A 23,857-nucleotide genomic window follows, 5' to 3' on the forward strand; every position below is an offset into this window, starting at 1 on the left:
CCTCCCATCGTATACCCCCATGGGGTATTGTCAAGGGGTTGATACGGATCGCTGCCGAGGTCATCAGAATTATTGTCCCCGGGGAGTGGGGTCACTGAGCATCAGGGACACGTTTTCCTGGTGCAGGGGAAGACGGATGGTGAAGACCGATCCGGCACCGGGGCCAGGAGAGGTGGCGGTGAGAGTGCCGCCGTGGGCCTCGATCAATGCCTTGGAGATGGTCAGACCGATACCGGCCCCGCCGTTGTCCCGGCTGCGGGCGGCATCCCCCCCGGTAGAAGCGTTCGAAGATGTGTCCGAGCTGGCCAGGTGGGATGCCCTCGCCGTCATCGGCGACGTGGATGAGCGCGGTGGACGCTCCCTGTCGGTGGACGCTGATCCGGACCTGCCCGCCGGCCGGGGTGTGCCGTAGCGCGTTCGACAGGAGATTGCTCATCACCTGGCCGAAGCGTTGCCGGTCCACGAGCACCCGGGCGGTGTCCGTAATGGTCTCGACCTGTAAATCGACGCCTTTATCAGCATAAGCTTCCCCCGCGGCAGCAGCGGCGGTATGGAGCAGATCCCCGAGCCCTTCCTCCGCCAGGTCCAAATCGATCCGGTGTTCCTGGGCCCGGGAGACATCGTCGATGTCTTCCATCAACCGGGTCAGGCGGGTGAGTTGGTCAGCCATGATCGTGTGGGTGGCATTATTCCAGTCCACGACCCCGTCCTGGAGACCATCGAGGTAGACCGTGAGCACCGATAAGGGGGTGCCCATTTCGTGGGCCAGATCAGAGAGCATCTGGCGGCGGACCTGTTCGGGGTGTTCCAGCCGGTCGGCCATGGTGTTGAAGGCATGCGCCAGGGTGGTGACCTCGGGGCCTGCTTCTCCGGCGGGCACGCGGATACGGTAGTTGCCGGCCGTCAGGCTGGTAGCGGCGCGGGTGAGATCCTGCAGGGGGGTGCGCAGGCGACGCGATAACCACAGGCTGGCCAGCAGGGCGCTGATCAAGGCGGTGGGCAGGGCGACGGCCAGGGTGATCAGGTTGGCGTCCCGGTAGGCCTGCTCGGCATGGAACAGCTCCAGCGAGGGGTCCTCCCGGCCGGTCATCAACATATGATCATGGAACAGGGTCGGGCCCACCATCGTGGCCACGGCCGCGGCCACCAGCAGGCTAATCACCACGACCAACACCTGGGCGGCCAGGAAGCGGAAGGTCAGGCCGGGTCTGTGATTCATGGCTGCCCCACCCGGTAGCCCACGCCACGCACGGTGTCGATAAACCCCCGGCCCCGGGTGTCGGTGCCGAGCTTGCGACGCAAGTTGCCGATGTGGACATCGACGATGCGTTCATCACCGACCCAGTTGGTGTCCCAGACCTCGGTGACCAGGTCGTGGCGGGTCAGCACCTGGCCGGGGCGCAGGGCCAGGGCAACCAGCAGCTCGAACTCCGTGCGGGTGAGCTCCACGGTCGTCTCCCCCACCCGCACCTGATGGGCGACGGGGTCAAGGATGAGGTCACCAACAATCAAGGGGGTGGTCACCTGCGGTGGGGTGGTGCTGGTGCGCGGGCGGCGCAGCACCGCATGCACCCGGGTCACCAGTTCCCGGATGCTAAAAGGTTTGGTGATGTAGTCATCCGCCCCCAGGGTCAAACCGCTGATCTTGTCGTCCTCGCTGCCACGCGCGGTGAGCATGAGGATGTAGCAGTCCGAGAAGGTGCGGATCCGTCGGCACACCGCCAGGCCGTCGAGTTCGGGCAGCCCCAGATCCAGCACCACAACATCGGGGGAAAAGCGACGGGCCTCGTCCACGGCCTGGGTGCCGGTGTGCGCCTGGCGGGTGTCGAAGCCGGCCCGGATGAGGTAGGAGGCCACCATCTGAGCCAGGGGTTGTTCATCATCGACGACCAGCACCCGCCCCGGGGGCGTGGCGGTGGTCGGTGTGCGGTCAGCCATAGACCCCAGTATCGCTTCGGCCGGGGGTCTTATTTCTGGTCACGGATATCCCTTTCTTGATGCAGGTGCGCTGGGGGCATGGTGGAGAGCACCTGCCCGAGGGCGTCGATGAGCTCTTCGCGCCACCAGGCCACGTCGTGCCCGCCGTCATATACGCGCAGGCGCACCGCGGATTCGGGCAGCCCGTGGTCGCACAGGGCTTGTTTGAGGGCCAGCACGTGCGGCACCAACAGGCCTTCGTGCAGGCCGACCGACAGGTGCACGCTGGTGCGCGGCCATGGCCCGAGTTTGCCCACGATCCACGGCCTGATCTGCCCGGCAAGGTCGGCAGGGGTGGCTGCGGGGTCGGGGTGCCACCACAGAGACGGGGAGGAAATGATCAGCTTCCCGATGCGCCCCGGGTGTGCGTTTGCCACAGCTAACCCCGCCAGCCCGCCGAGGCTTTGCCCGGCGAGGATGAGCTCACCTTCCTGGATGCTGGAGCCGCGTTGCCCGGCGCTGCGGTGGGCGAAGGCAAGCAAAGGAGTGATGATCTCGGCGAGGAGGTCCCGGCGCGGGTCGAGCAGCTGCTTGCGCTGCTGGCGCTGGTGGTCTCTCCCGCGCTCAATGCGCTTGCGCTTGGCGACGATCACGGCGTCGCACTCGGCGTGCGCACCGGTGTCGTGCGCGCCGCATGCCTTGCGGCAATTACCTTGCTGTGCGGGGCGGCCACCGCCGCGGTGGGCCCGATCATGTTCGTGGGCCTGGCCGTGCCCTATCTTGCCCGCTCGGTGGTAGGCACCGATCTCAGGGTGGTGCTACCCGCCTGCATGCTCATAGCACCCATATTCTTGCTGCTTACCGACGTCGCAGCCCGGCTGGTCATCGCCCCCACCGAGATCCAGACCGGCATCGTCGCGGCGCTGATCGGTGGCCCCCTCTTCATCGCCATCGTCGTTCGGAGAAACGTGGAGACCCCCGCATGAGCTACGACCACTTCTCTTTCGGCGGCGTGCGCGTGGCCAAGCGCACCGCGCTGGTGGGTACCTGCATGGCGGTGGCGATCACCGCGATCGGCTGGGTCGCGCTCATGCGCGGGGCATACCCCCTGGGGCCTGGCGACGTGCTGCGCGCGCTCAGCGACATCGGCCTGGGCGACGTCGACCCGCTCGGGGCCTACTTCGTGGGGCAGCAACGCCTGCCGCGGACGCTGTGCGCGATCGCCGTGGGTGCCCTTTTGGGAATCGCCGGGGCCATCTTCCAGCGCCTTTCCGGCAATCTCTTAGGCAGCCCGGACATCATCGGGCTTTCCACGGGTGCCGCCAGCGGCGCGGTCATCGCCATCATCGTCTTCTCTGGTTCCCCCGCGGTGGTAGCCCTGGGGGCGATCGCAGGCGGGCTTGTCGTCGCCTGCTTTATCTACCGGCTTTCACTCCAGGGTGGGAAGTCCAACACCACCCGGCTGGTGTTGGTGGGCATCGGCACCGCAGCCATCCTGCAGGCGCTCAATACCTTGCTGCTGGTTGGTGCCTCACTCGACGCCGCCCAGACCGCAAGCCAATGGCTGGCCGGAAGCTTTAATGCAACCACCTGGACCGATGTCGCCTGGGCGTGCGGCGTGCTCATCCTTGTGACCCCGATAGCGCTATTGCTGGGCCGGCCGCTGGCGGTGCTCATGAGTGGTGATGACCTCGCCGCGGGCCTCGGCGTCAACGTGGAGCGCCGGCGTGCCGACCTGCTCATCGTAGGGGTCATAGCCACCTGCATCGCCGTTGCGATCGCAGGCCCCATTTCCTTCGTCGCACTCGCCGCCCCCCAGCTGCCCGTCGGCGTGGTCACCGGAGTCCTCGGCGGCGCCTACCTGGTGTGGCTGCTATCCGGCGCCCGACGCTTTTAACCGTTGACGAAAGGAAGCACGAAGTGAACACACAACGAGAACACACCACCGCCCTCGGCGCGCGGAACCTTCATGTGGGTTATGGCGAACGCGAAATCATCACCGACCTCGATATCGCGCCGCCCACCGGTGAGCTCAGCATCCTCGTCGGCCCTAATGCCTGCGGCAAGTCCACGCTGTTGCGCGCGCTCGCCCGCGTGCTGCGTTCCCGCGGCGAGGTGTTCCTGCGCGGGCGCGACATCCGCCAGCTCAAGCCCGAGGAGATCGCGCGCGACATGGCGCTGTTGCCCCAATCCCCCACCGCCCCAGCGGGATTATCGTCCGCGACCTCGTAGGCCGCTGCCGCTATCCGCACCAGGACATCCTGGGGCGCTGGCGAGCCTCCGATGAGCAGGCGGTCGCCGAGGCTATGGAACGCGCCCATATCAGCGACCTAGCCGACAAGCGCCTCGATGAGCTCTCCGGCGGGCAGCGGCAAAGGGTGTGGCTGGCGCTGGTTTTGGCACAGCAGACCCCGATCGTCTTGCGCGACGAGCCGACCACCTACCTCGACATCACCCACCAAGTCGAGGTGCTCAATCTCGCACGCGACCTGCAGGAATCGGGTGTGACCGTCGTGATGGTCTTGCACGAGCTGACACTGGCGTTTCGCTACGCCACCAACCTTGTTGTCATGCGCGACGGTGCCGTCGTCGCCGCCGGTGCGGTCACCGATGTGGTCACCGAATCCCTGCTTTCCGACGTCTACCAGCTCGACTGCCAGCTCATCGACAACCCCGAGACGGGGCGCCCGATCGTGGTGCCGCGCATGGGCGTCGGTAAGCACTAGGCCCTAGCCCCGTTCGGCCTCGAGGTTTTTGAAACCGATGCCGATGGGAACGCCCACGTTATCGATGAGGCGCACCCCACCGATTGTGGCCGCGACAAAGAGCCGGCCATCGCCGTGCTCCGGTGCCTCGTCGAGGCCCAGGCTGCGCAGCTCGACGTACTCCGGCTTCATGCCCGCAGCCTCAAGAACCTCGACGCAGGTATCGACGATAGCTTGCGGGCCGGACTCCGCCGCATACGCCCCGGCGGTCAACGCCGCGGACAGCACGAGCGCCTGCTCGCGCGCGGCGGGCTGGACCTGCCCGTTGCGCAGGGAAATCGCCACCCCGTCCGGCATCCGCACGGTGGGCACCGAGTGCACGGTGACCGGGACGTGCAGGTCAGTGACCATCCGCTGCACTCCCACCAGCAACTCATAATCCTTCTCGCCGAGGACGAGATCGCTCGGGCCCGCAATGTGTAACAAGGTGAGGATCTGGGTGGCGGCCACCGACAGCGCTGCCGGATCCTCCATCCCATGATCGGCGAGGGTGACCGTGGTGCGCAGCCCCTTCGGCCACAAGCTCTCACGCTCGTAGCGGAAGACGGCGTCGACGCGCTCCTCGCGCAGCGCTTCATAATCGGCCGGGGTTGCGTCGTAAAGCGAAACGATGACCACCGCGCCCGGAATCCGCCGCGCCGCGCGGATCAACGCGCGATGGCCTGCATGAACCCCGCGGGACAGTGGAACCAGCACCACCGGCTTGCCCTGCTTGCGAAACGCCCGGGAGAACATCGCGATCTGATCCGGGCTCTCGAAAACGCGCGCGCTGCCAAACTCAAAGGCCACAGATTGGTTCCTCTTTCTTTCTTGTCCTTTTTCTAGCTTGCTTCTAGTCTTCTTCGTCAAGGGCCGGTTCCTGCCCGTGCTCGAGTGCCCACCACTCCACGTCATGCGCGCGATAGGCCTGCGCGGTGCGGCGGGCCAGGTGACAGAAGGTCTCCCGATCCGCCGGATCCGCGATCGCATTCACGCTGTGTTCCAGCGTTGCCACATCGACCAAAGACGAAGAGCCCGCTGCGGTGTCCATGATGAACTGCTGCAGCTCCTGTGGCACCCCGGCGGACTCGAGAAGCTCGAAGCCAATGATCTCGATCTGATTGCGAAATGCGGCAAAGGCCATGCCCGCGACAAATTCTTTGAGGTGCTCCGGCGCGACCGGGATGACCCGAAGGCCGCACTCCCCGAGCAAAACGTTGCCGACGACCTCAGCCGCCGGATCATCACCGGTGATCGACCACGCATCATCCGCCGCGTTGAGCGCAACAAAGGTGCTCACCTGCGCAACCTCGTGCAGCGGATCGAAGGCCTCCAAACCGTAGCGCGGGCAGGTGTGCCCGATGACCTGCTTATCGCGCACGAAAGGAACGATCGCGTCGATCGCTTGGGGCAGCTCGTCCGCGCTGGTACCGATCAGCACGATGCCCGCGCCGGCGACCTGGGATGGGTCACTGACCTGCAGGATCGTGTGCCCGACCTCCTCAAGGCGAGAATCGAACTCGATGTGTCCAATGACCGCGATGACAAGGCGAGGAGGGTTCACAGCTTTATGTTTCCTTTTGGTTTCGCTTGAGCAGGTCTGCGACAGACACCGCGCTGGAGTGCTCGTCCCGACGCCGGCGCCCCCTCGAGACAGGGGCCTGTTCGGCTGGTGGCTCATCCACAGTCTCTTTCGCCACCTCTGCAGCGGTGGTGTCAGCCACACTCGACGTGTTCTCGGCCTCTTCCGGTTTGCGTCGCTTGCCACCAATATACGGCGAGTTCTTCGCCGCCGCAGCGGCAAGCTGCGACACCGACAGCTTCCCCTCGCCCGCGCGGTGCTCAGCCTGGGTAGCCTCCTCCTGAGCTGCGGGATCCTGCTTCACCTGTGTGACCACGGCAAACTCGGCCGTAATCGGCTTATCTGCCTTGTCTGCTTTTTCTGCCCTGTCTTGCTTGGCTGGCTTGTCTTGCTTGCCGACGCCCACCGGCTCATCAGCGCCAACGGTCACCTTGGAAATCACGGCCGTTTCTTCCGGAGAAGGGCTCGGAGCCGGCTGGGGCTGCGCCTGCGGTTTGAACACCGGTTGCTGTACCTGCTCAGCCGCGGTCTCGATCTCCATGATCCGTCGTGCCTGTGCGCGCAGCATACCCGGCTCCACCAGCGATTGGCCGGTTAGATACTCCAGTTGCTCACGCAACTCCTCGAGCTGCCGGCGAATAGCCTTGAGGGTTTCTTCCTCACTGGAGCGAATCTTGTGTTCCAGTTCGACCTGCATTGTTGCTTTATCCGCCTCGAAGCGCTGATTCGCCTCCTCCAGACGAGCCTGCCCCAGCTCTATTTCCGAGGCCAGTTGGGCTTGCGAGGCCACGGCCTGCGCGCGGTAACGGCTGACCAAAAACATGCCAAGAATAGCCGCCCACAGGGCAGCGAGCAGGGCAAGCTTCAGCGCGCCGACGCTGCCGGTAAACAGCATGACGATGCTTGCGACCAGAGCGAGAATAACGAGAACAATAAGAAGCTTCTGTCCCCGCTCAGTTGAGCTATCGTTTCGCTGATTTTCGGCACTCATGGGTACAAACCTACCTCACGACCATGGGCATGGGGCATCGAGCCACGAAGCTTTTGCTGAGTTCGTGCTCCTCCCTAAGGTGCAGCGGGAAGGAACTGAACCCAGCATTGGCCGTGACGTCGGCGCTGTCCACCGAATTTTTCTTTTCGTACATTATTGTGAACAATTCCAGATAAACCGTTGACGAAGGGTTTTGACGCTTTTAATATCGCACATATGAGCGAATTTGACCTCAGTCAAGAACAGGGCGAAGGCCCGCCACCACCGAGGATTGGCCAGCTAATGGATGAGCTTGCGGGCGCCGAATTCAGCGAGAACGTGCCCGAAAAGGCAGTGCGCAAGCTGCAAGACTGGGCCCAGCGTTTGCACGCCTTCACCGACGACATCGTGCCCACCTTCTTTCACGAAGACGTCTCTCTCGGCCTTCTCGATGACATGGCCGAGCTGGTGGGCAAACTCAATTGCCTCACCGACCGCATACGGTTAGGCTTCATCCGCGCAGCCAACCGCCTCTGCGAGGGCAGGTCAGGGGCACAGAGCAGGCGGCGTTTCGCCGCACGGCTCATGATCCCCATCGGACGATACAACTATTACGCCAATGTGGAGGCCCGCGCACTCATCCACACCAGCGACGGCACAATAGTCAATGGGCTCGTCCAACGCCTGTTCGCCGACGCGCGAATAGGCCAGGCAGCGCTGGAAGCCATCAGCGAGACCCTTCACCGCATACCCGGAAACAAGCGCGAGATCGCGAAAGAAATCGAGGAAAAGCTCTGCGAGCTCGCTCTCGCCGGCTCTGGGGAAAATCTGCGCACCGCTGGCATCGCCCTGTTGCAACAGCACGGCATCGGCGCCAGCGAGCAGGAACAACGGGAGAAGGTTCACCTACGGATTTCCAAGCAGACCGCCGACCTCATGGCAAGCCTTCACGGCAAGCTACCCTCGAGCACCATCGCCTTACTCAATCGCCTTTTCCATGACTACGCAGGCCCAGGCGACCTCCTCGAAGATAAAGCCAACGACGAACGCAGCGCCGACCAGCGCCGCATCGATGCCCTCGAACGCGCGCTGGAGGTTGCCCTAGAAAAAGACCTGCGGCCCACGAGACCCGGCTGCGCCAGCGTCGTGGCCACTGTCACCCTGCAGCAGCTGTGCGAATTTAACGGGGTTGCGTTAACTGATGTCGGGACGGCAATCACGATAGATGACCTGCTCAAGTTGGGTGCTTCCAGGCACTGGTATCTAGCCATCCTCGACCACGAAAACGGCAACCTCCTCCATGTTTCGCGCACGAAACGCACCGCAGACTTGGCCATGTACCTAGGACTGTTGGCATCCCAGGGCGGTGACCAAACCCCGGGCTCGAATCTTCCCGCTGCCGCCTGCGAGATCCACCACGTGCGCTCTTTCGCCAACGGCGGGGAAACCGTGCCCAACAACCTCATGTTCCTTAGTCCCCACACTCATCGGTTAGTCGACGATAACCGCGAGGACCGCGATTGCTATTGGACGGTGGAGGCAGGCGACCACACCGTGGCCGTGCGCAGGCCGCAATACCTCGATCCCCTGCGACAGGTCAGCCACAACTTCAATCCGGCCCTGTGGTTGACTCCGGGCCTGCGCCTCAAGCACGGCGTGCACCTGGATCCGCTGCGCCCGCAGTGGGTGGCTTAAGCAATACTTAGGCGGGTTCCCCGTCGGTCGGTGGGGGGACTGAACAATTGCGCTCGAGGAAGGCACCGCCTACAGACATGGCGATCCCACCCAAGGCTGCGGCGATGACCACCGGGGCTTCGTCGGCAGCTGCTGCAAGCTGCTTGTATTGCATGAGCACGTATATACCCATGCCCGTGTAGACGCCGCCAAAGATGGCACCGGTCCAGGCCGAGGCTTTTCCGATGACCAGAAACATCGCGGCGGACAGCGGGTTGAGTTGGGAGCGATCGAGGCCGATCTTGTTTTCCTCGATGCGGGACTTGATCCGGATCCCCAAGATGAGGCACAAAACGGCCATGACCCACAAAGTGATGGCCACAGATACTGGGACCGCACTGAGGAGGCCAAAGTAGCTTGAGACCACGATTAGGCTGGCTGCGGCGCAAAAGCCCCAGGTGCCGATCAGGGAGGCGATGGATGTGGTCTTCATGCCTGCTACTCTACGTCGGCAAGCCTCACTCCGTCGACATCCTCTCTGGGAAGGCGGGCAATGAGGTCTGCGACTTGGCGATGTCCGAGCATCGCCTCGGGGTCTGCCTCCAGCCACGGGATCAGCACAAAGGCACGCGCATGCGCCCACGGGTGCGGCAGGATGAGCTCCGGATGGTCTGACTTGAGCATCTCACCGTCCTCGTAGGCGGTGATGATATCAACATCGAGTGTGCGCGGACCCCAGTGTACGGTGCGCTTGCGTTCGGCGCGTTGCTCCAGCTCCTGGCAGCGACGCAGCAGCTTCATCGGGGTGGTATCCACCTCGACGATGATGGTCGCATTGAGGAACTCCTCTTGGTCGGACACACCCCACGGAGGGGTGGAATAGACCCGAGAGCTTGCCACCAGCTCGTCCCTGAACTCCTCGAAGGCCGTCATGATGAGACCATATCGATCGTTCATGTTAGAACCAATGGACAAAACCGCTCTGAGCATACTTAAATCTTTCCTCGCGAACGCCGCGCAACCACGGCAACATCTTCGAAAGTCAACGGTATCGGCGCACTCGGCTTATGCACGGTGACCTCAACCGCGAACAACTGGGAATAGGCCGCCATCACCTTGTCGGCTATCTCGGCTGCAACCTTTTCTATCAGATCAAAGGGGGGACCCGTAATCACTTCGTGGGCAATTGTGGCAAGCTCCGCATAGTTTATGGTCTCGTTCAAATCATCACTTTTGGCGGCGGGGCCCAGGTCCAGCCAACACGTGATGTCGACGATGAAGTCCTGCCCCTCACGCTTTTCGAAGTCGAAGACACCGTGGTGCCCACGCGCTTTGAGCCCCTTGAGTTCGATGCGATCAGCCATCATTCCCCCTACTTTCCACAATTCCAGCGTGCAGCCACGTCGACCGCATCGCGGGAGGTAGCAACGTTGTGCACGCGCACGCACCACGCGCCCTGGGCCGCAGAAATTGCGGTCACGGCGGCGGTAGCGGGGTCGGCGGCTACGGCCGGGTTAGCGTCGGCAAGCAAGCCGCGTTCGGTGCGGATCGCCGCAAGGAAACGCTTGCGCGATGCCCCCACCAGGACCGGAAAATCGCCCTTAACGAACTCCGGCAACATTTTCAACAAAGCCCAGTTATCCTCCGCGGACTTGGCAAAGCCTAACCCCGGGTCGAGGGTAATGCGCCCCGGGGATACCCCCGCCGCCAGCGCCTGATCGACCAGCTGCGCCAGCCGGTCGCGCACATCCGCCACCACATCACCGCCATGATCGGCGTGGCCAGCCGCGTCACCGAAGCGAACGGTCTTCCAGTGCATGAGGCACACGGCCTTGTCGGTCTCGGCCATCACGCGGAACATGTCCGGATCGGCCAAACCGCCGGAAACATCATTGATAAGGGCAACCCCCGCCTCCGCCGCCGCGGCGGCAACGCTGGCGCGCATGGTATCCACCGACGTCGGAATGCCCAGCTCATGCAGCGCCGCGATGACGGGAACGACCCGGTTCTTCTCCACCTCGGCATCGACGCGGGTGGCGCCCGGCCGGGTGGACTCGCCTCCGACATCAATGATGTCGGCCCCCTCGGCAACAAGTTGGCGGGCGTGCTCGATGGCTTTCGCCGGATCGAGATATCGCCCGCCGTCGGAGAAAGAATCCTCCGTCACATTGACAATGCCCATGACCAGGGTTCGGCCGGGCAAGGTGGTCTCAATTCCAAGGACGGGATCGCGCATGCAAGACATGTTACCCGCCCGTTTTGTGCCCCCTAACTACGGATCAAGGCCAGCGCCTCCGCACGGGAAGCGGCATTGCGCTGGAAGCCACCGCGCACGGCCGAGGTGGTGGTGACCGCCCCCGGCTTTCGAATACCGCGCATGGCCATGCACAGGTGCTCGCACTCGATGACCACGATGACCGACTGTGCCTGCAGCTTATCCACCAACGCGTCGGCCACCTGAGAGGTCAGGCGCTCCTGGACCTGCGGGCGCTTGGCATAAAGGTCGACCAGCCGGGCGAGCTTGCTTAACCCCGTGACCTTACCGGAGTCCCCTGGGATATAGCCGATGTGGGCCTTGCCGAAAAACGGCACGAGGTGGTGCTCGCAGGTGGAATAGATCGGGATGTCTCGCACGAGGACCAGCTCGCGGTGGTCCTCGTTGAAGACCTTTGACAGCACTTCCTTCGGGTCGGTGTGCAGTCCCGCGAAGCACTCCTCGTAGGCGCGCGCCACTCGGGCCGGGGTTTCCTTCAGCCCCTCGCGGTCGGGGTCCTCCCCCACTGCGATGAGCAGCTCCCGCACGGCAGCTTCTGCACGTGCGCGGTCAAAGGTTCCGGTGGCCATCTACGCCTCATCTTTCTTGTTAGCTTCCGCATCGGTGCCGTCGTCGCCTGCGGCATCGGCGATCTTGCGAATGACTTGGGTGTCATCGCTTTCCCACTGGCTTGGTTGGCGGTGGCGCCCGGCCGGTTCCTCCGGCGATTGTGCCTGGATCTGCACGGTGGGCTGGGACTGATTGTCCCCGTCAGTCTCATCCTTTGGCTCATCGTTCCAGGTGTGCTCGGTGCGCTCATTTTCCGGCAGGCAGAAACCAATTTCCTCCTGCGGTGCGGCCGGGGTCTCAGGCTGGGCGGGCTCAGCAGGCGCTGCGGGTGTGCCGGCGCCGTAGGCTTTCAGACCTGGGTGCGGCTTCGGAACGAAGGAGCCCTCGGAACCTTCGGACTGGGTGTTGTTCGATGGCGGCCAGCCCGGCGCCGACCATCCCGCCGGCGGCGGGGTGCCCGCGTAGCGGTTGGAAGGATCCGGGGCCGGCGGCATCTGCTGCGGCGGGGTGAGACCTGGGGCAGCCTGATTATCAGGTTGGGCGGGCGCGCCGCCCCGGGCGGCGAGTTCTGCCTCGCGCTTGGCGCGGGCGGCCTTGGAGGCCTCAAGCAGGCTAAACGGCTTCGGTGGTTCCTCGCCGCGCTCGAGGGCCAGCTCGGTCGGGGTCTTGACCGGCTCGCGCCCGGCCTGGCGCGGGAAGCGGGAGTCTTCACCGGGGAAGACCTCTCCGACCTCGCGCGGAGTAATGCCTTCGAACAGCGCCTCCAGGTCTGGGCGGCGCAGGGTTTCCTTTTCCAGCAGCTTCTCGGCCAGCTTATCGAGATAGTCGCGGTGCTCGGCGAGGATGTTGTAGGCATCCTCGTGGGCCTTGTCCATGAGGTACTTCATCTGCTCGTCGATCTTCGCCGCTGTGGCCGGCGAGTATTCGAGAGTCCCCTGGCTGCCACGGCCGGAGAAAGGGTCGCCTTGCTCATCGCCGTACTTGACCAGGCCGAGGCTTGGGCTCATGCCGTACTCGGTGAGCATGGCCTTAGCCGTCTTGGTTGCCATCTCGATATCGGCAGACGCGCCGGTGGTGGGCTCGCCGAAGACGAGTTCCTCGGCGGCGCGCCCACCCATGGCGAACACGAGGCGCGCGTACAGCTCGTCGCGGTTGTACATTCCCTTATCGTCCTCGCCAGCGGTCATGGCGTGGCCACCCGTGCGCCCGCGGGCCAGGATGGTGACCTTATAGACGCGGTCGATGTTCTTTAGCGCCCATGCGGCAAGCGTGTGTCCACCCTCGTGATAGGCGGTGACCTTCTTTTCCTTCTCGGAGATGACCTTCGACGAGCGGCGCGGACCGCCGATGACGCGGTCGGTGGCCTCTTCGAGGGCGTCGGCGGTGATCACGTTGCCGCCGATGCGGGCGGTCAGCAGCGCAGCCTCGTTGAGGACGTTGGCCAGGTCGGCGCCGGACATGCCGGCGGTGCGTCGCGCGAGCGCCTTGAGGTCGGCGTCCTTGGCCAATGGTTTGCCCTTGGCGTGGACCTCGAGGATCTGCTCGCGGCCCTTGAGGTCGGGGTTGCCCACCGGGATCTGGCGGTCGAAGCGACCCGGGCGCAGCAGCGCGGGGTCGAGGATGTCGGGGCGGTTGGTGGCGGCCATGAGGATGACGCCCTCGCGGTCGCCGAAGCCGTCCATCTCCACCAGGAGCTGGTTGAGGGTCTGCTCGCGCTCGTCGTGACCGCCGCCCATGCCGGAGCCGCGCTGGCGGCCGACGGCGTCGATCTCGTCGACGAAGATGATGCAGGGGCTGTGCTCGCGGGCCTGCTTGAACAGGTCTCGGACGCGGGAGGCGCCCACGCCGACGAACATCTCGACGAAGTCGGAGCCGGAGATGGAGTAGAACGGCACACCGGCCTCACCGGCCACGGCGCGCGCCAGCAGGGTCTTACCCGTGCCGGGCGGGCCGTAGAGCAAAACGCCGCGCGGGATCTTCGCGCCGAGTTCCTCGTAGCGGGTCGGATCCTGGAGGAAGTCTTTGATCTCGTGGAGCTCGTCGACGGCCTCGTCGGCACCTGCCACGTCGGCGAAGGTGTTGGTAGGCATGTCCTTGGTCAGCTCCTTGGCCCGCGAGCCGCCGAAGCCGAACATGCCCATGCCGCCGCCTTGCATGCGGGAGAAGACGAACATGAAGATGCCGAAGACGATGAGCATCGGCAGGATGTAGCCGAGCATCGACATCAGGAAGGAATCCTGGGTGACCTTCGTCGTGTACTTCTCGGTCTCGGAGGCCTGGACCTTGGCGAAAACGTCCGCGGCGGACCTGGCCGGGTACTTGGCCATGATCTCGGTGACGTTGTCTTGGCCATCGTCGCTGATCGGCTCCTTGAGCTTAAGACGCAGGCGCTGCTCGCGGTCATCGATTTGAGCTTCCGCCACGTTGTTCTGTTCCAGCTGCGTGATGGCGACGCTGGTGTCTACGTCCTTGTAGCCCCGCGCGTCGTTGCCAAACAGCGTCAACAGATATAAAGCGATGAGCGCTATCGCCGCGATCGCTCCGATCTGGAGTGTCTTCTTGTTCTTCATTCAGCCTTCATTCGTCCTTCGCCCACGGCCGTTCACGGTTGAACCGGCGTGAACTGGTGTGAAGTGGTCGTCAAACAGTCGTCAAACAATAGCCTAACGCCCGCTGGGGGCGTTTCGTTCCCCGGCGGGCGTAAAGAATCATACTAAAGATTTATAGTCCCCGTTCCCAACCCTCGCGCGCTGCCGTTGCTCCCCACGGTTTCGGCATCTCGGTAGTGAGATGTGAGCAATGCGCGGCCGAGGCCGCTTACCCGTGTTCCCAGTGCCAGCGCGTGCTCAATGGTGATGACCTCGCGCTAAGGTGGCCTTATGGGGCATGATGAACGCTTCGCCCGCGTCCGTGGGCTTGATGCCCGCCAACCAGGGGCGCACGTGGTGCGCGCTACCGACGTTACCTTTTTCGTACTTATTGCAGCTCGGTGAGCCAGTTGAGCCGCTGGATTCGCGTGTCGAGCAGCCGGTATTGTTTGCTGGCTTCATCGGCCTTGGCGCGCAACTGCGCGACCGGAAGCGTGGTCACGTACCGAATCTCGTTGCGGGTGTAGCGATCCCTGCGGGCGGAGCTGGAGTCCGCAAGCTGCGTGTAGAAGCGCCGCTTGAGCAGCGCGGAGTCGCGCTGGGCGATGGCGTCGGTCAGCGTACGTTGCTCATCGAATGCCGTAGCCAGATTGGTGGCGTTGATCCGGCGGATGAGGCTTTCGATGTGCCCGAACAACGCCTCGGCCTCGGCGAGCAGCTCCTCGGGGTTTTCCTCCGGGGTGTCGCCTTCCTGGACGCGGGATACCGCGGCGAGGCGTTCGGTGAGCTTCTTGAGCCTATTTTGCGCCTCGGCCCGCTCGGCGAGCGCTTCAGCCAGCAGCATTGTTTCTCCTTGGGATGCTAGGGCCTACTTCTCGGCGTAGACCTCGGGGTTGAGCGTTCCCACATACGGCAGGTCGCGGTAACGCTCGGCGTAGTCGAGCCCGTAGCCGATGACGAACTCGTTGGGGATGTCGAAGCCGATGTCGAGCAGATCCACCTTGGCGGTGACGGCCTCCGGCTTGCGCAGCAAGGTGATGACCTCGAGCGAGCGGGGGCCGCGGCCTTTGAGGTTGCGGATGAGCCAGGACAGGGTAAGCCCGGAGTCGATGATGTCTTCGACGATGAGCACGTCGCGCCCGGCGATGTCGCGGTCCAGATCCTTCAGGATGCGTACCACGCCGGAGGAGGAGGTGGAGTTGCCATAGGAGCTTACCGCCATGAATTCGGACTGGCTGGGGATGCTGAGCGCACGAGCGAAGTCGGTGATGAAAAAGACTGCGCCTTTGAGCACGCACACCAAGATGAGGTCTTCCTCGGCATCCTTGTACTTCTCGGAGACCAGGTCCGCGAGTTCTTGGATGCGGGTACGAAGCTGTTCCTCAGAAATGAGGATGGACTCGACGTCGCTGCCGTAGCGGTTAGCTGGGACATCAAAGTCTTTGGTTGCGTGCATTAGTGTTGTGCCTTTCTCCTTGCGATAACGCAAAGTTTGCCATCTTTGCGCACTATCTCCAACCTTTCGCGGGAATTTCCGCCGACCGCGACGCCACCTTGTCCGTGCCAGTCGCTGATGAGGGCTTCAATCGATTGCAGAATCGTGGCGTTGACCGCCGTGCCGTGCGCACGCAAAAACGTTAGCACTACCCGTCGCCGTATGGCGGGGTCTTGCTTTTTTAGCTTTCCGACGTCGACACTCTCGCCCTCACATACCTCGCGATAGGCCTGGTCCGCCAGCCTATCGAGCAAGGCGCGGTCCTCGGCCACAAGCTGCCCCGCCCGTGCAAGCCCCGGCACCGGATCGAAGCCCGCGTAGGCGGCAATCTGCGGGAAGACCTCCCTGCGCAGCGCGACTCGAAGAAAGCTCGTGTCCTCGTTCATGGGGTCATCCCAATATGTAAGGCCTAGCTCGTGGCAGGCCGCCCGGGTATCGGCGCGCCGCAGGCCAAGGAAGGGGCGTGTGATCTCCCCCTTCTTAACCATCGCCGAGGCTTGCCCGCGCAGCGCGGACATGACGAGGGTCTCCGCCTGGTCGTCGGCAGTGTGTGCCACCCACAGCGGGCGGCGATCCTGCGTGGCGAGAGCCTGCAACGCCTCATAGCGCGCGGCACGCGCCTGGGCCTCGAGGTTGCCCGGCGCGACGGTGACCCGCACCACCTTTGCCCCCGCCCCGAGCGCTGTTGCCTGTTCGGCCGCACGCGCGGCCACCTCGGCGGAATCCTCTTGGAGGCCATGATCGACAATCACCGCGAGGACGTCCTTGCCCTCGGCTCTGGCCGCGGCCACGAGCGCGAGCGAGTCCGCGCCCCCGGACAGCCCGATGAGCGGGTTCGGGTCTGCAACCGCGCGCACGAAGCGTCGGCAAGCAAGAAAATGCGGGCAGTGAGCGGGCCAGAACATCTAGGACTCGCGAATTGCCGAGGCGAAGGCGTCCAGGGCCGCGCGCGCGGATTCGATATCCGAGCCGTTGGAGATGAGGCCAAACGCATAGACATGCCCCTGGCTATTGGGCACGATGCCCGCGAGCGCGGAGGTGCCGGTGAGCGTGCCGGTCTTCGCACGCACCCAGCCGCGTCCGGACAAGTCTGCGTAACGATCCTCGAGCGTGCCCGTGGCGCCGGCAACGGGCAGCGCGCCCAGCAGCGGGCGCAGCTCCAGCTCCGTGACCGATGCCCTCATCAACTGCGCCAGCAGCGCCGGGGTGACCACGTTGTGGGTGCTCAACCCCGAGGTGTCCTCGATAGAGGTGTTGGTCAGGTCGAATCCCGCGTCCGTCAACACCTGCATGGTGACCTCGGCCGGTGTCGCCGGGTCGATCTCGCGACCGATCGCCTCGGCCATGACGTTATCTGAATCCTCCAGCATCATCCGAAGCCGTTCTTCCAGGGTCGGCGACTGCGTGCTGGCCACCTCCTGCCCGTCAGAGGAACTGGTGTATCCGAAGGTCTGGGTCCCCAGCCGCTGCGCGAGGGCTTGGGCAACATCCAACGCCGGAGTGTGGCTGCGCGGAACATCGCCGGTGGTATCGCCGATCCGGGCACCGTAGAGCATGATCGGTTCCATCGGGGCGATGTACCCGCCTTCGATATCGGCGGCATCCCAGCCGTCGGCGAAGGCGGGGGCGGTCCAGGCGCTGGTATCCACGAGCACCTGGGTGACCTCGGGAACGTTCTCGCGGATCTGAGCAGCGAGGTCATCGAGGCGCTCGCTGGTCAGCCACACGTCACCGGCAGCCTTGATGGTCACGGTGGTCCCGTCGGCGACGACGGTGGTGGTGATCCGATCCTGGGCGCCAAGTACCTTCAGCGCCGTGACCGCGGTCAAAAGCTTGGTCGCGCTCGCCGGGCGCAGGGCCACGGTGGGGCTGGATTCGAAGACCACCTCGCCTGTGTCCGCATCGATGACCTGGGCACCGAACTGAGCCAGCGCCGGGTTGGCGGCCGCGGCCTGCAGGCTTTCGCGCAGGGTGGCATTGTCTTGGGGTACGTGCTGGTCAACGAGGCCAATGGTGTGTTGCGGCCCGGCGACGCTCAAGGGCGGGTCAACCTCCACGCCGAATCGCTGCGTGGCCACGACGGCACCGGTTACTGTTGCTACTACGGCGACGGTCGTAACCCCCGTCGCTACCCACCACTTTGCACGTTTCATCCCCACTAGCCTAACGCGCGGGCGTGAGCGGGTAGGATATTGACAGTTCTTCCGTCGAATGTTTTGACACAAGGAGTAAATCCCTCATGAGCATTGAAGTCACCATCGAGATCCCCAAGGGTTCGCGCAACAAGTACGAGGTCGACCACGAGACCGGCAAGGTCTACCTCGACCGCTACCTGTTCACCCCGATGGCTTACCCTCTGGACTACGGCTTCATCGACCACACCCTCGGCGAGGACGGCGACCCGCTCGACGCGCTGGTCATCCTCCCTGAGCCAGTCTTCCCGGGTGTGGTGGTCAAGGCTCGCCCGCTCGGCGTGTTCAAGATGACCGACGAGGCCGGCGGCGACGACAAGCTGCTGTGCGTCATCGACGACGTGCGCTGGAACCACCTCAACGACATCGACGACGTCTCCTCCTTCCTCAAGGACGAGATCGAGCACTTCTTCGTCCACTACAAGGACTTGGAGCCGAACAAGGAAGTCACCGGCTCCGGCTGGGGCGACAAGGCCGAGGCCGAAAAGATCCTCGCCGAGGCCATCGAGCGCCACAAGGCCTAATGCTTCATAAAACCCCGCCTTCGCAGTGCAGCACTGTGAAGGCGGGGTTTTGACGTTTGTGCGCTCGCCCACGCCCTGCTTCAGATTTGCGGTCGAAAGGAAACAGTAGAACGGAGTACCAAAAATACCCGGGGGGTATAAAATTCGGGTCTTTTCGACCATGCCTATTCGACCGCAAACCTGAAGCACCGACGACCCCGGCCCTTTTCCCCTATCCTGAACCCAAAAAAGCGGATAGGACAGTCATGAGGATCCCGAAACTCGCACCACACCTGATTCAGGACCCAAACACCAAACGCATCTACCCTTCACGCACGAATTGGGTCCAAGAGTATGGGCTCAAGGAGCTTCGTAAGATTCCTTCTTACGACCCCCTCTGGCAAGGGCTCGCTCACGGCCACTGGCAGAAGATCACGCCCGAAATGGCAATAGAAACCGAAAGGTATGCCAGCCTCCCGCCATGGGAAAAAGCCCGCGCGGTGGCAGCAGCAACCGCTTTATCACTCGATCGCAGCGCAGTCTGCGGGCTCAGCGCTGCCCGGTTGTGGAACTTGTGGACACCTTCTTCTCATGACGAAAAGGTCGAGGTCAATATGCTGGGAGGAACGAAGCCGCCGGGCAATAAACAGCGAAAGGCACACCTTGAGTACCGCAGCGCGATGCTGCATCCAGACGAGCTTCTGGTCGTTGATGGCGCCCGAGTCACTGGCCTATCCCGCACGCTCTATGACCTTATCCGTTTCCATAGCCCCGAAACCGCGGTCGTGGCGCTGGATTCATTCCGAGCCGCCTCTCCCACAGCAACACCAGACAACATTGCGAATTGGATCCTTGAGAATCGCAGTCAAAGAAACCGGAAACGCTTCGAGCGTGTCCTTTCTCTATCGACATCCAAGAGTGAAAGCCCCCTAGAGTCGAAGGCGAGATTTAGGCTGCTGAATGCAAAGATAAGCGGGCTTGAGCATCTCGAATTCCAACGCGAGCTGATTGCCGGAGCACAACTCATCCGCCCCGACTTCCTCCTTAATGGGTGGCTCATCGTGGAGGTTGACGACCGAACCAAGTATGAAAGCAATGCCGAGGAGAGCATCAGACAGGAAAGGGAGCGTGAGATGAGGCTGCGCCACGAAGGCTACCAAGTCCTGCGTATCCATAGAGAGGACATCGACAACGGGAGTTTCCTCGCCCTCATCACCCGCGAGCTTAACGGGCAAACATCCCGAAAACCAGCCCGACCAGCATAAACCATACGCCGAGAGCCGCGGTGACGATGAGGGCGGGCTCGCCGCGGGCAATGATGAGGCCGATAACGGCTACGATGATGGCGCCGCCGCCGATGTAGCGCAGCAGCTTCGGCAGCAGTCCGGCGCGGATGCGCAACGCCCAGCAGATTGTGCACAATAGCGCCAGCGGCGCGGCCAGGCCCGCGATGGTTATCAGTGGCGCGGCGACCGCCATCGCCAGGCCGGCGGCATAAAAACCCGCCGCGATGGCACCGGTGACGGCGACGACGAGCCAGAGTCGCCAGGCGATCTGTCCGGTCAGGGCGGCGGTGGTTTTCATGCCCTCTACAGTATCCGACCTATCCGTTGACCCAGGCGATGAAGTTGGTGGTGCCGTCGCCTTCCAGCCCAGCCATGGTGTGACCCTGGCCCCAGATGGTGGCAAAGTCCACGTCGATGCCCTTTTGTTGCAGCGCGAGCGCGAGATTGAGCTCGACGGTGGTGGCGGTGTCGCCCTGCTTAATGCCGGTGCGGATGCGTCAGGCGGGCGCGACCGTGGAGGTGTCATAGTCAGGGAAGGTCGAGTTGAGGAAGTACATGGGGTTGTACATGTCCTGGCGGGTGAGCACGTCCACGCCTTGGGCGTCGGTGGTCTCGAAGTCGGAAGTATATGCCGAGGCACCCAGGTCCTCGGTGAAGTCAGAGTAGGAGGTGTAGTCGGCCTTTTCCAACACGTCGCGGGAGGGTTCGGAAAAGTGCAGCAGCGAATCGGCGCCGATGCCGAGGACTGTGTTCTCGGTCTGGTTGCGGCTAGTGCCGTCGAGGGCGCCGACGTCCTTGGTGGCGCTCTTCTAGCTGTCGATGAAGCCGCGGAGGTTGTCCACGCGGGCGGTGTTGGTGGCGGCGTCGTAGATGGCCCAGGTTTCGTTCTCGTTGAGCTTGGCGACGTATTCCTCCACCGTTTGATAGGTGGTGGTGTCCTGTTGCGCACCCATGCCCATGCCGCCACCCATGCCGCCACTCATCCCGGCCGGCGGCTCGCCGGTAGGCATCTCACCTTCTGACATCCCGCCTGCCGCTCCGGTAGCACCCGTCATGCCGAGGCCGGTGCCCATGCCGGCCATCTGGACGTTCGACGGCGTCTAGGGGAAGGTCGTGACCTTGAGGAAGTCGTTGAGCGAGTCCTCGATGACGGAGAGGATCTTGTCGTAGTAGGTGCCAGCCAGATAGGCGCCCCCGCCGGATTGTTTCAGGGTCAGGCGAGTGGAACCGTCGGAAAGCCCCAGCCCGTTGAGGTAGTCGCCGTAAGCGTTGGCGAGGTCGAGGCTATAGGCGCGCGTCCAGGTGCCCTCGGCTCGGGTACCGGTGGAGGCGAACTGGCCCATCTGCCATTCGTAGGCGAGGTTGGCGGCGTCGGAGGTGTCCATGACCGCGCCGATGGCCGATAGGTAGGCGTTGTAGAGCTCGGAGTCGCCGGAGGCGCCCATGATGGCGGTCTGCGCGCCGCCGCCGGAGTGGCCGAAGCAGTAGAAGCGTCCCTCGTCGATGGGCAGGGCGTCGGCGTTAAAGCGCAGGAAGCGCACCGCCGCCTTGAGGTCGGTGACTCCCCAGGGGGCGTTGCCCAGGTAGCTGTCGGTCATGGAGTCTTTGCCGCGTACCCCGGCGTGGGCATAGACCAGGCCCGCCTCGATGTAGGAGGAGACGGTGTCTCAGCTGTATTCGCTCATCGGCTTTTGCGAGGCGTAGCCGGGGGTGTTGACCGGCAGCACCACCGCGGCCTTGCCCTTTGGGCTAAGGGAGAACGTGCCGTCGCCGTTGTCGGTGGCGGTGACCAGGGAGCCGGGGACGACGATCGCAAGCGTCTCATAGTCGGGGGCTTGCGGGTGCAGGCAGTAGCTTTGGCCGATCAGGTAGTAGGCATCGTTGTCGGCATCGTGGCGCTAGGCCGCCTGGTCTAACTTCAATTCGTCGTAGTTGGCGCCGGTTGCGCTTGAGCTTGTGCTTGCCGACGAGCCTCTGTTCGATGAGCTACAGGCGGCCAGTGTGCCGGCGCCCACCACGACGGCGGAGCCGAGCAGGAAGCTGCGACGGGTAAGACGTGCGTTCATGTCTGATCCTTTCCGATTGTGTTGTATTGCCAGTAACACACGCCCTTTTTGCGTTTCAGCCTGTACAAATCGGATTGACAGCCAATCGGTAGGTTGTTTCGAAGCTACTATGAAGTCCATGAAGGAAGTACTTGTCTCTGAGGTGCCGGAAAACGCACAACTTATTGATGTCCGCGAAGTCGATGAGTTCGCCGAGGTCCATGCCGCGGGCGCGGTCAACATCCCCCTGTCGGAGTTCGTCGCCCGCGTCGGCGAGATCGACGACGCGGGCGAGGTCTACGTCATTTGCCTCTCCGGCGGCCGCAGCGCGCAGGCCTGCCAATACCTCGCCGCCCGCGAGGTGGACGCAATCAACGTCGCAGGGGGCACGCAGGCCTGGGTTGCAGCAGGTCTTCCCACCGAAAGCGCCGAAAGCTAAGACCCATGACACGGGCTGCTGTAAGAAAGGCGGTTGCCGCGTTGGCAATGGCCAGCGCGTGTGCAGGGTTGATGGCCGCCCGGGCGCAGGCGGTGCAATTTGTTCCGAACACGGATCCGGGCGGGTTCTACAGCACCATCCCAGAACCAGGTAAGGCGGCACCGGGCACCGTGCTGCCTACCCAGGTTAAATCTCTCGGGCTTGCGGATCAGCTGGTGTCGGTGACGTATTTCTCCTATGCGTCCACCCACCCGCGGGAAAGATGGTGCCGGTTTCCGCCGTGGCATTAGTGCCGAACACCCCGTGGACGGGGCCGGGCACGCGCCCGGTGGCGTTGCTGGCCCCGGGCACGATTGGCGCCTCCGATGCGTGCGCCCCCTCCAAGCTTGTGGCCTACGGCTTGGAGTGTGAGCAGTCCGCCATCATCGGCCTCTTGCAGCGCGGCTTCATCGTGGCCATGACCGACTACCAAGGCCTAGGAACCCCCGGCGCGCACACCTATATGAACCGCGAGGCCCAAGGTGCTGCGGTGTTGGACATGGGTCGGGCGGTGCCAAACCTAGGAATCGCGGAGGTCAACGCGGAGACCCGCTACGTGCTGTGGGGATACTCCCAGGGCGGCGGGGCATCGGCCGCAGCCGCGGAGATGCAGGCGGGCTATGCACCCGATGTCAATGTGGTAGCCGGCTATGCCGGCGGCATCCCGGTCGACACGATGCTGACCGCCCAGGCGCTCGAGGGCACACCGATGATCGGGTTCTTGGGCTACGCCATCCACGGCATGCAAGAAACCGACCCGGATCTCTACCGCGATGTCCTGGGCCACCAATGATGACATCATCCCCATCGAGCTGGCCCGGCAGATGGTGACCAACTGGCGCGGCCTAGGCGCCAGGGTGGACTACTGGGAGGATCCGGTGCCCAATTTTGGCCGCATGGGGCCGCATGTCTACACGTTGGAGAACGCCTTCCCCCAGGCGATGAATTGGGTTATGGGTGAGTTGGCGGCACGCTAGTGCGGCGTGACAACGTCGGAAAGCAAAAAAGTAACCACCCCACAACGGTGGGGGAAACCAATCAATCATGAGGTTATGGCTTAGGGTATAGGCCATGACCTCTGCTTTATTTCCGGCCGATCTACTCGAATCCCCCGTATTCCAACTGGAGCGGCTGCGGCGACGCACCCGTGAGGAGGTGGAGGCCGCACTTGCGACGCGCGGGCTGAATGTGCGCGAGTACTGGGTGCTGACCTGCCTGTCGAGCGCCCAGGCCTCCAGCCAGTCGGCGCTGTGCGACATGCTCTCGATCGACGCCTCGGACATGGTTCGGCTCATCGACGGGCTCGAGAACCGGCAGTGGGCCAAGCGCGAGCGCGACCCGCAGGATCGTCGGAGGCAGATTGTTTCCTCCACCAAGAAGGGGCGCGCGAACCAGAAGAGCCTGCGCGCCATCGTCGCCGAGGCCGAGGCGCGGGCGCTGACCGATTCCTCCGCCAAGCAGCTCAAACACCTGCGCAAGCTCACCGAGCAGATGCTGGGGGTCAACCAGCCGCTCAACCAGTTCAGCGAAACCCAAGCCGATCAAGCCCCAGCATAAGG

The 23,857-nt window shown here is 63.6% G+C and carries 31 protein-coding genes and 2 pseudogenes; 12 read left to right on the forward strand and 21 right to left on the reverse strand.

Annotated features, from left to right (window positions below; genetic code table 11):
* Window positions 1–123 precede the first annotated feature (123 nt).
* The 3 genes and pseudogenes from PAB09_RS11090 to PAB09_RS11100 form a co-directional block, all read right to left on the reverse strand.
* A pseudogene (locus tag PAB09_RS11090) lies at window positions 124–1,219 on the reverse strand (sensor histidine kinase); the annotation flags it as partial.
* Window positions 1,216–1,938: a response regulator transcription factor gene (locus tag PAB09_RS11095; protein ID WP_271033708.1), complete on the reverse strand. Its 723-nt coding sequence runs from the start codon at window positions 1,936–1,938 to the stop codon at window positions 1,216–1,218. The gene PAB09_RS11095 and the pseudogene PAB09_RS11090, both read right to left, overlap by 4 nt.
* Before the next feature lie 29 nt (window positions 1,939–1,967).
* Window positions 1,968–2,459, reverse strand: coding sequence for an alpha/beta hydrolase (locus tag PAB09_RS11100; RefSeq protein ID WP_271033709.1), 492 nt, complete (start codon window positions 2,457–2,459; stop codon window positions 1,968–1,970).
* Between PAB09_RS11100 and PAB09_RS11105 the strand changes: the two genes are divergently transcribed.
* The 3 genes and pseudogenes from PAB09_RS11105 (at window position 2,442) to PAB09_RS11115 (ending at window position 4,643) form a co-directional block, all read left to right on the forward strand.
* Window positions 2,442–2,903 carry a FecCD family ABC transporter permease gene (locus PAB09_RS11105; protein ID WP_271033710.1) on the forward strand — a complete coding sequence of 154 codons (462 nt, stop codon included), beginning with the start codon at window positions 2,442–2,444 and terminating at the stop codon, window positions 2,901–2,903. The two genes, PAB09_RS11100 and PAB09_RS11105, sit on opposite strands and share 18 nt — an antisense overlap.
* The gene (locus PAB09_RS11110) at window positions 2,900–3,814 is read left to right on the forward strand and encodes a FecCD family ABC transporter permease (RefSeq protein WP_271033711.1); all 915 of its coding nucleotides are present in this window, start codon (window positions 2,900–2,902) and stop codon (window positions 3,812–3,814) included. Before PAB09_RS11105 ends, PAB09_RS11110 begins: the two co-directional genes overlap by 4 nt.
* A 23-nt stretch (window positions 3,815–3,837) precedes the next feature.
* Window positions 3,838–4,643, forward strand: a pseudogene (locus PAB09_RS11115) (ABC transporter ATP-binding protein).
* 3 nt (window positions 4,644–4,646) lie between these two features.
* Here the strand turns inward: PAB09_RS11115 and PAB09_RS11120 are convergent.
* Genes PAB09_RS11120 through PAB09_RS11130 form a run of 3 tightly spaced genes read right to left on the reverse strand, consistent with a single transcriptional unit; the run spans window position 4,647 to window position 7,234 of the window.
* Window positions 4,647–5,471, reverse strand: a complete 825-nt coding sequence (locus tag PAB09_RS11120; protein WP_271033712.1) for a pantoate--beta-alanine ligase — start codon at window positions 5,469–5,471, stop codon at window positions 4,647–4,649.
* Between the two features lie 43 nt (window positions 5,472–5,514).
* The gene (locus PAB09_RS11125; RefSeq protein WP_271033713.1) at window positions 5,515–6,225 is read right to left on the reverse strand and encodes a 6PGD fold domain-containing protein; all 711 of its coding nucleotides are present in this window, start codon (window positions 6,223–6,225) and stop codon (window positions 5,515–5,517) included.
* Window positions 6,226–6,229: 4 nt separating this feature from the next.
* Window positions 6,230–7,234, reverse strand: coding sequence for a DUF6779 domain-containing protein (locus tag PAB09_RS11130; RefSeq protein ID WP_271033714.1), 1,005 nt, complete (start codon window positions 7,232–7,234; stop codon window positions 6,230–6,232).
* Window positions 7,235–7,450: 216 nt separating this feature from the next.
* Between PAB09_RS11130 and PAB09_RS11135 the strand changes: the two genes are divergently transcribed.
* Entirely contained in the window at window positions 7,451–8,908 is a 1,458-nt protein-coding gene (locus PAB09_RS11135) for an HNH endonuclease signature motif containing protein (RefSeq protein WP_271033715.1), read from the forward strand.
* 7 nt (window positions 8,909–8,915) lie between these two features.
* On the opposite strand, the gene PAB09_RS11140 is transcribed toward PAB09_RS11135, so the two are convergent.
* The 10 genes from PAB09_RS11140 to dacB all read right to left on the reverse strand — a co-directional run bounded on the left by PAB09_RS11140 (window position 8,916) and on the right by dacB (window position 17,947).
* Window positions 8,916–9,380, reverse strand: coding sequence for a DUF3180 domain-containing protein (locus PAB09_RS11140; protein ID WP_271033716.1), 465 nt, complete (start codon window positions 9,378–9,380; stop codon window positions 8,916–8,918).
* A gap of 5 nt (window positions 9,381–9,385) precedes the next feature.
* Window positions 9,386–9,877, reverse strand: coding sequence for a 2-amino-4-hydroxy-6-hydroxymethyldihydropteridine diphosphokinase (gene folK, locus PAB09_RS11145; protein WP_271033717.1), 492 nt, complete (start codon window positions 9,875–9,877; stop codon window positions 9,386–9,388).
* Window positions 9,878–9,879: 2 nt separating this feature from the next.
* Complete coding sequence (gene folB, locus PAB09_RS11150) at window positions 9,880–10,251, reverse strand: dihydroneopterin aldolase (RefSeq protein ID WP_271035381.1); 372 nt, start codon at window positions 10,249–10,251, stop codon at window positions 9,880–9,882.
* Between the two features lie 8 nt (window positions 10,252–10,259).
* On the reverse strand, window positions 10,260–11,123 hold the full coding sequence (gene folP / locus PAB09_RS11155) for a dihydropteroate synthase (RefSeq protein WP_271033718.1): 864 nt from the start codon (window positions 11,121–11,123) through the stop codon (window positions 10,260–10,262).
* 32 nt (window positions 11,124–11,155) lie between these two features.
* Entirely contained in the window at window positions 11,156–11,731 is a 576-nt protein-coding gene (folE, locus tag PAB09_RS11160; protein WP_271033719.1) for a GTP cyclohydrolase I FolE, read from the reverse strand.
* The gene (ftsH, locus tag PAB09_RS11165; RefSeq protein ID WP_271033720.1) at window positions 11,732–14,281 is read right to left on the reverse strand and encodes an ATP-dependent zinc metalloprotease FtsH; all 2,550 of its coding nucleotides are present in this window, start codon (window positions 14,279–14,281) and stop codon (window positions 11,732–11,734) included.
* 406 nt (window positions 14,282–14,687) lie between these two features.
* A complete protein-coding gene (locus tag PAB09_RS11170) occupies window positions 14,688–15,143 on the reverse strand; it encodes a DIP1984 family protein (protein WP_271033721.1) in 456 nt (151 codons plus the stop codon).
* A gap of 24 nt (window positions 15,144–15,167) precedes the next feature.
* Window positions 15,168–15,755, reverse strand: a complete 588-nt coding sequence (hpt, locus tag PAB09_RS11175) for a hypoxanthine phosphoribosyltransferase (protein ID WP_271033722.1) — start codon at window positions 15,753–15,755, stop codon at window positions 15,168–15,170.
* Window positions 15,755–16,699, reverse strand: coding sequence for a tRNA lysidine(34) synthetase TilS (tilS, locus tag PAB09_RS11180; RefSeq protein ID WP_271033723.1), 945 nt, complete (start codon window positions 16,697–16,699; stop codon window positions 15,755–15,757). Before tilS ends, hpt begins: the two co-directional genes overlap by 1 nt.
* The gene (gene dacB, locus PAB09_RS11185; RefSeq protein ID WP_271033724.1) at window positions 16,700–17,947 is read right to left on the reverse strand and encodes a D-alanyl-D-alanine carboxypeptidase/D-alanyl-D-alanine endopeptidase; all 1,248 of its coding nucleotides are present in this window, start codon (window positions 17,945–17,947) and stop codon (window positions 16,700–16,702) included.
* Window positions 17,948–18,033: 86 nt separating this feature from the next.
* Here dacB and PAB09_RS11190 point away from each other — a divergent pair, with 86 nt between their 5' ends.
* Window positions 18,034–18,510, forward strand: coding sequence for an inorganic diphosphatase (locus PAB09_RS11190; RefSeq protein WP_271033725.1), 477 nt, complete (start codon window positions 18,034–18,036; stop codon window positions 18,508–18,510).
* 479 nt (window positions 18,511–18,989) lie between these two features.
* On the forward strand, window positions 18,990–19,754 hold the full coding sequence (locus tag PAB09_RS11195) for a hypothetical protein (protein WP_271033726.1): 765 nt from the start codon (window positions 18,990–18,992) through the stop codon (window positions 19,752–19,754).
* Here the strand turns inward: PAB09_RS11195 and PAB09_RS11200 are convergent.
* The 4 genes from PAB09_RS11200 to PAB09_RS11215 all read right to left on the reverse strand — a co-directional run bounded on the left by PAB09_RS11200 (window position 19,714) and on the right by PAB09_RS11215 (window position 21,373).
* Window positions 19,714–20,073, reverse strand: coding sequence for a hypothetical protein (locus tag PAB09_RS11200; RefSeq protein ID WP_271033727.1), 360 nt, complete (start codon window positions 20,071–20,073; stop codon window positions 19,714–19,716). The genes PAB09_RS11195 and PAB09_RS11200 overlap by 41 nt on opposite strands.
* Window positions 20,074–20,272: 199 nt before the next feature.
* The gene (locus PAB09_RS11205) at window positions 20,273–20,467 is read right to left on the reverse strand and encodes a hypothetical protein (RefSeq protein WP_271033728.1); all 195 of its coding nucleotides are present in this window, start codon (window positions 20,465–20,467) and stop codon (window positions 20,273–20,275) included.
* A 117-nt stretch (window positions 20,468–20,584) separates the two neighbouring features.
* Window positions 20,585–20,848 carry a hypothetical protein gene (locus tag PAB09_RS11210; RefSeq protein ID WP_271033729.1) on the reverse strand — a complete coding sequence of 88 codons (264 nt, stop codon included), beginning with the start codon at window positions 20,846–20,848 and terminating at the stop codon, window positions 20,585–20,587.
* Between the two features lie 27 nt (window positions 20,849–20,875).
* On the reverse strand, window positions 20,876–21,373 hold the full coding sequence (locus PAB09_RS11215) for a hypothetical protein (protein WP_271033730.1): 498 nt from the start codon (window positions 21,371–21,373) through the stop codon (window positions 20,876–20,878).
* Between the two features lie 24 nt (window positions 21,374–21,397).
* Between PAB09_RS11215 and PAB09_RS11220 the strand changes: the two genes are divergently transcribed.
* Entirely contained in the window at window positions 21,398–21,691 is a 294-nt protein-coding gene (locus PAB09_RS11220; RefSeq protein ID WP_271033731.1) for a hypothetical protein, read from the forward strand.
* On the opposite strand, the gene PAB09_RS11225 is transcribed toward PAB09_RS11220, so the two are convergent.
* Window positions 21,674–21,841 carry a twin-arginine translocation signal domain-containing protein gene (locus tag PAB09_RS11225; protein WP_271033732.1) on the reverse strand — a complete coding sequence of 56 codons (168 nt, stop codon included), beginning with the start codon at window positions 21,839–21,841 and terminating at the stop codon, window positions 21,674–21,676. The two genes, PAB09_RS11220 and PAB09_RS11225, sit on opposite strands and share 18 nt — an antisense overlap.
* A gap of 118 nt (window positions 21,842–21,959) precedes the next feature.
* Between PAB09_RS11225 and PAB09_RS11230 the strand changes: the two genes are divergently transcribed.
* The 5 genes from PAB09_RS11230 (at window position 21,960) to PAB09_RS11250 (ending at window position 23,855) form a co-directional block, all read left to right on the forward strand.
* On the forward strand, window positions 21,960–22,259 hold the full coding sequence (locus PAB09_RS11230; RefSeq protein WP_442873670.1) for a rhodanese-like domain-containing protein: 300 nt from the start codon (window positions 21,960–21,962) through the stop codon (window positions 22,257–22,259).
* A 5-nt stretch (window positions 22,260–22,264) separates the two neighbouring features.
* On the forward strand, window positions 22,265–22,549 hold the full coding sequence (locus PAB09_RS11235; protein ID WP_271033734.1) for a hypothetical protein: 285 nt from the start codon (window positions 22,265–22,267) through the stop codon (window positions 22,547–22,549).
* Entirely contained in the window at window positions 22,540–23,091 is a 552-nt protein-coding gene (locus tag PAB09_RS11240; protein ID WP_271033735.1) for a lipase family protein, read from the forward strand. The genes PAB09_RS11235 and PAB09_RS11240 overlap by 10 nt, the downstream gene beginning before the upstream one ends.
* Window positions 23,072–23,275 carry a hypothetical protein gene (locus tag PAB09_RS11245; protein ID WP_271033736.1) on the forward strand — a complete coding sequence of 68 codons (204 nt, stop codon included), beginning with the start codon at window positions 23,072–23,074 and terminating at the stop codon, window positions 23,273–23,275. The genes PAB09_RS11240 and PAB09_RS11245 overlap by 20 nt, the downstream gene beginning before the upstream one ends.
* 94 nt (window positions 23,276–23,369) lie before the next feature.
* Complete coding sequence (locus PAB09_RS11250; protein ID WP_271033737.1) at window positions 23,370–23,855, forward strand: MarR family winged helix-turn-helix transcriptional regulator; 486 nt, start codon at window positions 23,370–23,372, stop codon at window positions 23,853–23,855.
* The last annotated feature ends 2 nt before the right edge of the window (window positions 23,856–23,857 follow it).

Source organism: Corynebacterium sp. SCR221107 (assembly GCF_027886475.1).
In the GTDB taxonomy this organism is placed as follows: Bacteria; Actinomycetota; Actinomycetes; order Mycobacteriales; family Mycobacteriaceae; genus Corynebacterium.

What these genes read in the sequence shown, in the direction of transcription:
- PAB09_RS11095 (WP_271033708.1), bottom strand. Translation starts at nt 1,938, where the DNA reads ATGGCTGACCGCACACCGACCACCGCCACGCCCCCGGGGCGGGTGCTG.
- PAB09_RS11110 (WP_271033711.1), top strand. Translation starts at nt 2,900, where the DNA reads ATGAGCTACGACCACTTCTCTTTCGGCGGCGTGCGCGTGGCCAAGCGC.
- PAB09_RS11130 (WP_271033714.1), bottom strand. Translation starts at nt 7,234, where the DNA reads ATGAGTGCCGAAAATCAGCGAAACGATAGCTCAACTGAGCGGGGACAG.
- PAB09_RS11135 (WP_271033715.1), top strand. Translation starts at nt 7,451, where the DNA reads ATGAGCGAATTTGACCTCAGTCAAGAACAGGGCGAAGGCCCGCCACCA.
- PAB09_RS11140 (WP_271033716.1), bottom strand. Translation starts at nt 9,380, where the DNA reads ATGAAGACCACATCCATCGCCTCCCTGATCGGCACCTGGGGCTTTTGC.
- folK (WP_271033717.1), bottom strand. Translation starts at nt 9,877, where the DNA reads ATGCTCAGAGCGGTTTTGTCCATTGGTTCTAACATGAACGATCGATAT.
- folB (WP_271035381.1), bottom strand. Translation starts at nt 10,251, where the DNA reads ATGGCTGATCGCATCGAACTCAAGGGGCTCAAAGCGCGTGGGCACCAC.
- folP (WP_271033718.1), bottom strand. Translation starts at nt 11,123, where the DNA reads ATGCGCGATCCCGTCCTTGGAATTGAGACCACCTTGCCCGGCCGAACC.
- folE (WP_271033719.1), bottom strand. Translation starts at nt 11,731, where the DNA reads ATGGCCACCGGAACCTTTGACCGCGCACGTGCAGAAGCTGCCGTGCGG.
- ftsH (WP_271033720.1), bottom strand. Translation starts at nt 14,281, where the DNA reads ATGAAGAACAAGAAGACACTCCAGATCGGAGCGATCGCGGCGATAGCG.
- PAB09_RS11170 (WP_271033721.1), bottom strand. Translation starts at nt 15,143, where the DNA reads ATGCTGCTGGCTGAAGCGCTCGCCGAGCGGGCCGAGGCGCAAAATAGG.
- hpt (WP_271033722.1), bottom strand. Translation starts at nt 15,755, where the DNA reads ATGCACGCAACCAAAGACTTTGATGTCCCAGCTAACCGCTACGGCAGC.
- tilS (WP_271033723.1), bottom strand. Translation starts at nt 16,699, where the DNA reads ATGTTCTGGCCCGCTCACTGCCCGCATTTTCTTGCTTGCCGACGCTTC.
- dacB (WP_271033724.1), bottom strand. Translation starts at nt 17,947, where the DNA reads ATGAAACGTGCAAAGTGGTGGGTAGCGACGGGGGTTACGACCGTCGCC.
- PAB09_RS11190 (WP_271033725.1), top strand. Translation starts at nt 18,034, where the DNA reads ATGAGCATTGAAGTCACCATCGAGATCCCCAAGGGTTCGCGCAACAAG.
- PAB09_RS11200 (WP_271033727.1), bottom strand. Translation starts at nt 20,073, where the DNA reads ATGAAAACCACCGCCGCCCTGACCGGACAGATCGCCTGGCGACTCTGG.
- PAB09_RS11210 (WP_271033729.1), bottom strand. Translation starts at nt 20,848, where the DNA reads ATGGGCACCGGCCTCGGCATGACGGGTGCTACCGGAGCGGCAGGCGGG.
- PAB09_RS11215 (WP_271033730.1), bottom strand. Translation starts at nt 21,373, where the DNA reads ATGACCGACAGCTACCTGGGCAACGCCCCCTGGGGAGTCACCGACCTC.
- PAB09_RS11225 (WP_271033732.1), bottom strand. Translation starts at nt 21,841, where the DNA reads ATGAACGCACGTCTTACCCGTCGCAGCTTCCTGCTCGGCTCCGCCGTC.
- PAB09_RS11230 (WP_442873670.1), top strand. Translation starts at nt 21,960, where the DNA reads ATGAAGGAAGTACTTGTCTCTGAGGTGCCGGAAAACGCACAACTTATT.
- PAB09_RS11235 (WP_271033734.1), top strand. Translation starts at nt 22,265, where the DNA reads ATGACACGGGCTGCTGTAAGAAAGGCGGTTGCCGCGTTGGCAATGGCC.
- PAB09_RS11245 (WP_271033736.1), top strand. Translation starts at nt 23,072, where the DNA reads ATGTCCTGGGCCACCAATGATGACATCATCCCCATCGAGCTGGCCCGG.
- PAB09_RS11250 (WP_271033737.1), top strand. Translation starts at nt 23,370, where the DNA reads ATGACCTCTGCTTTATTTCCGGCCGATCTACTCGAATCCCCCGTATTC.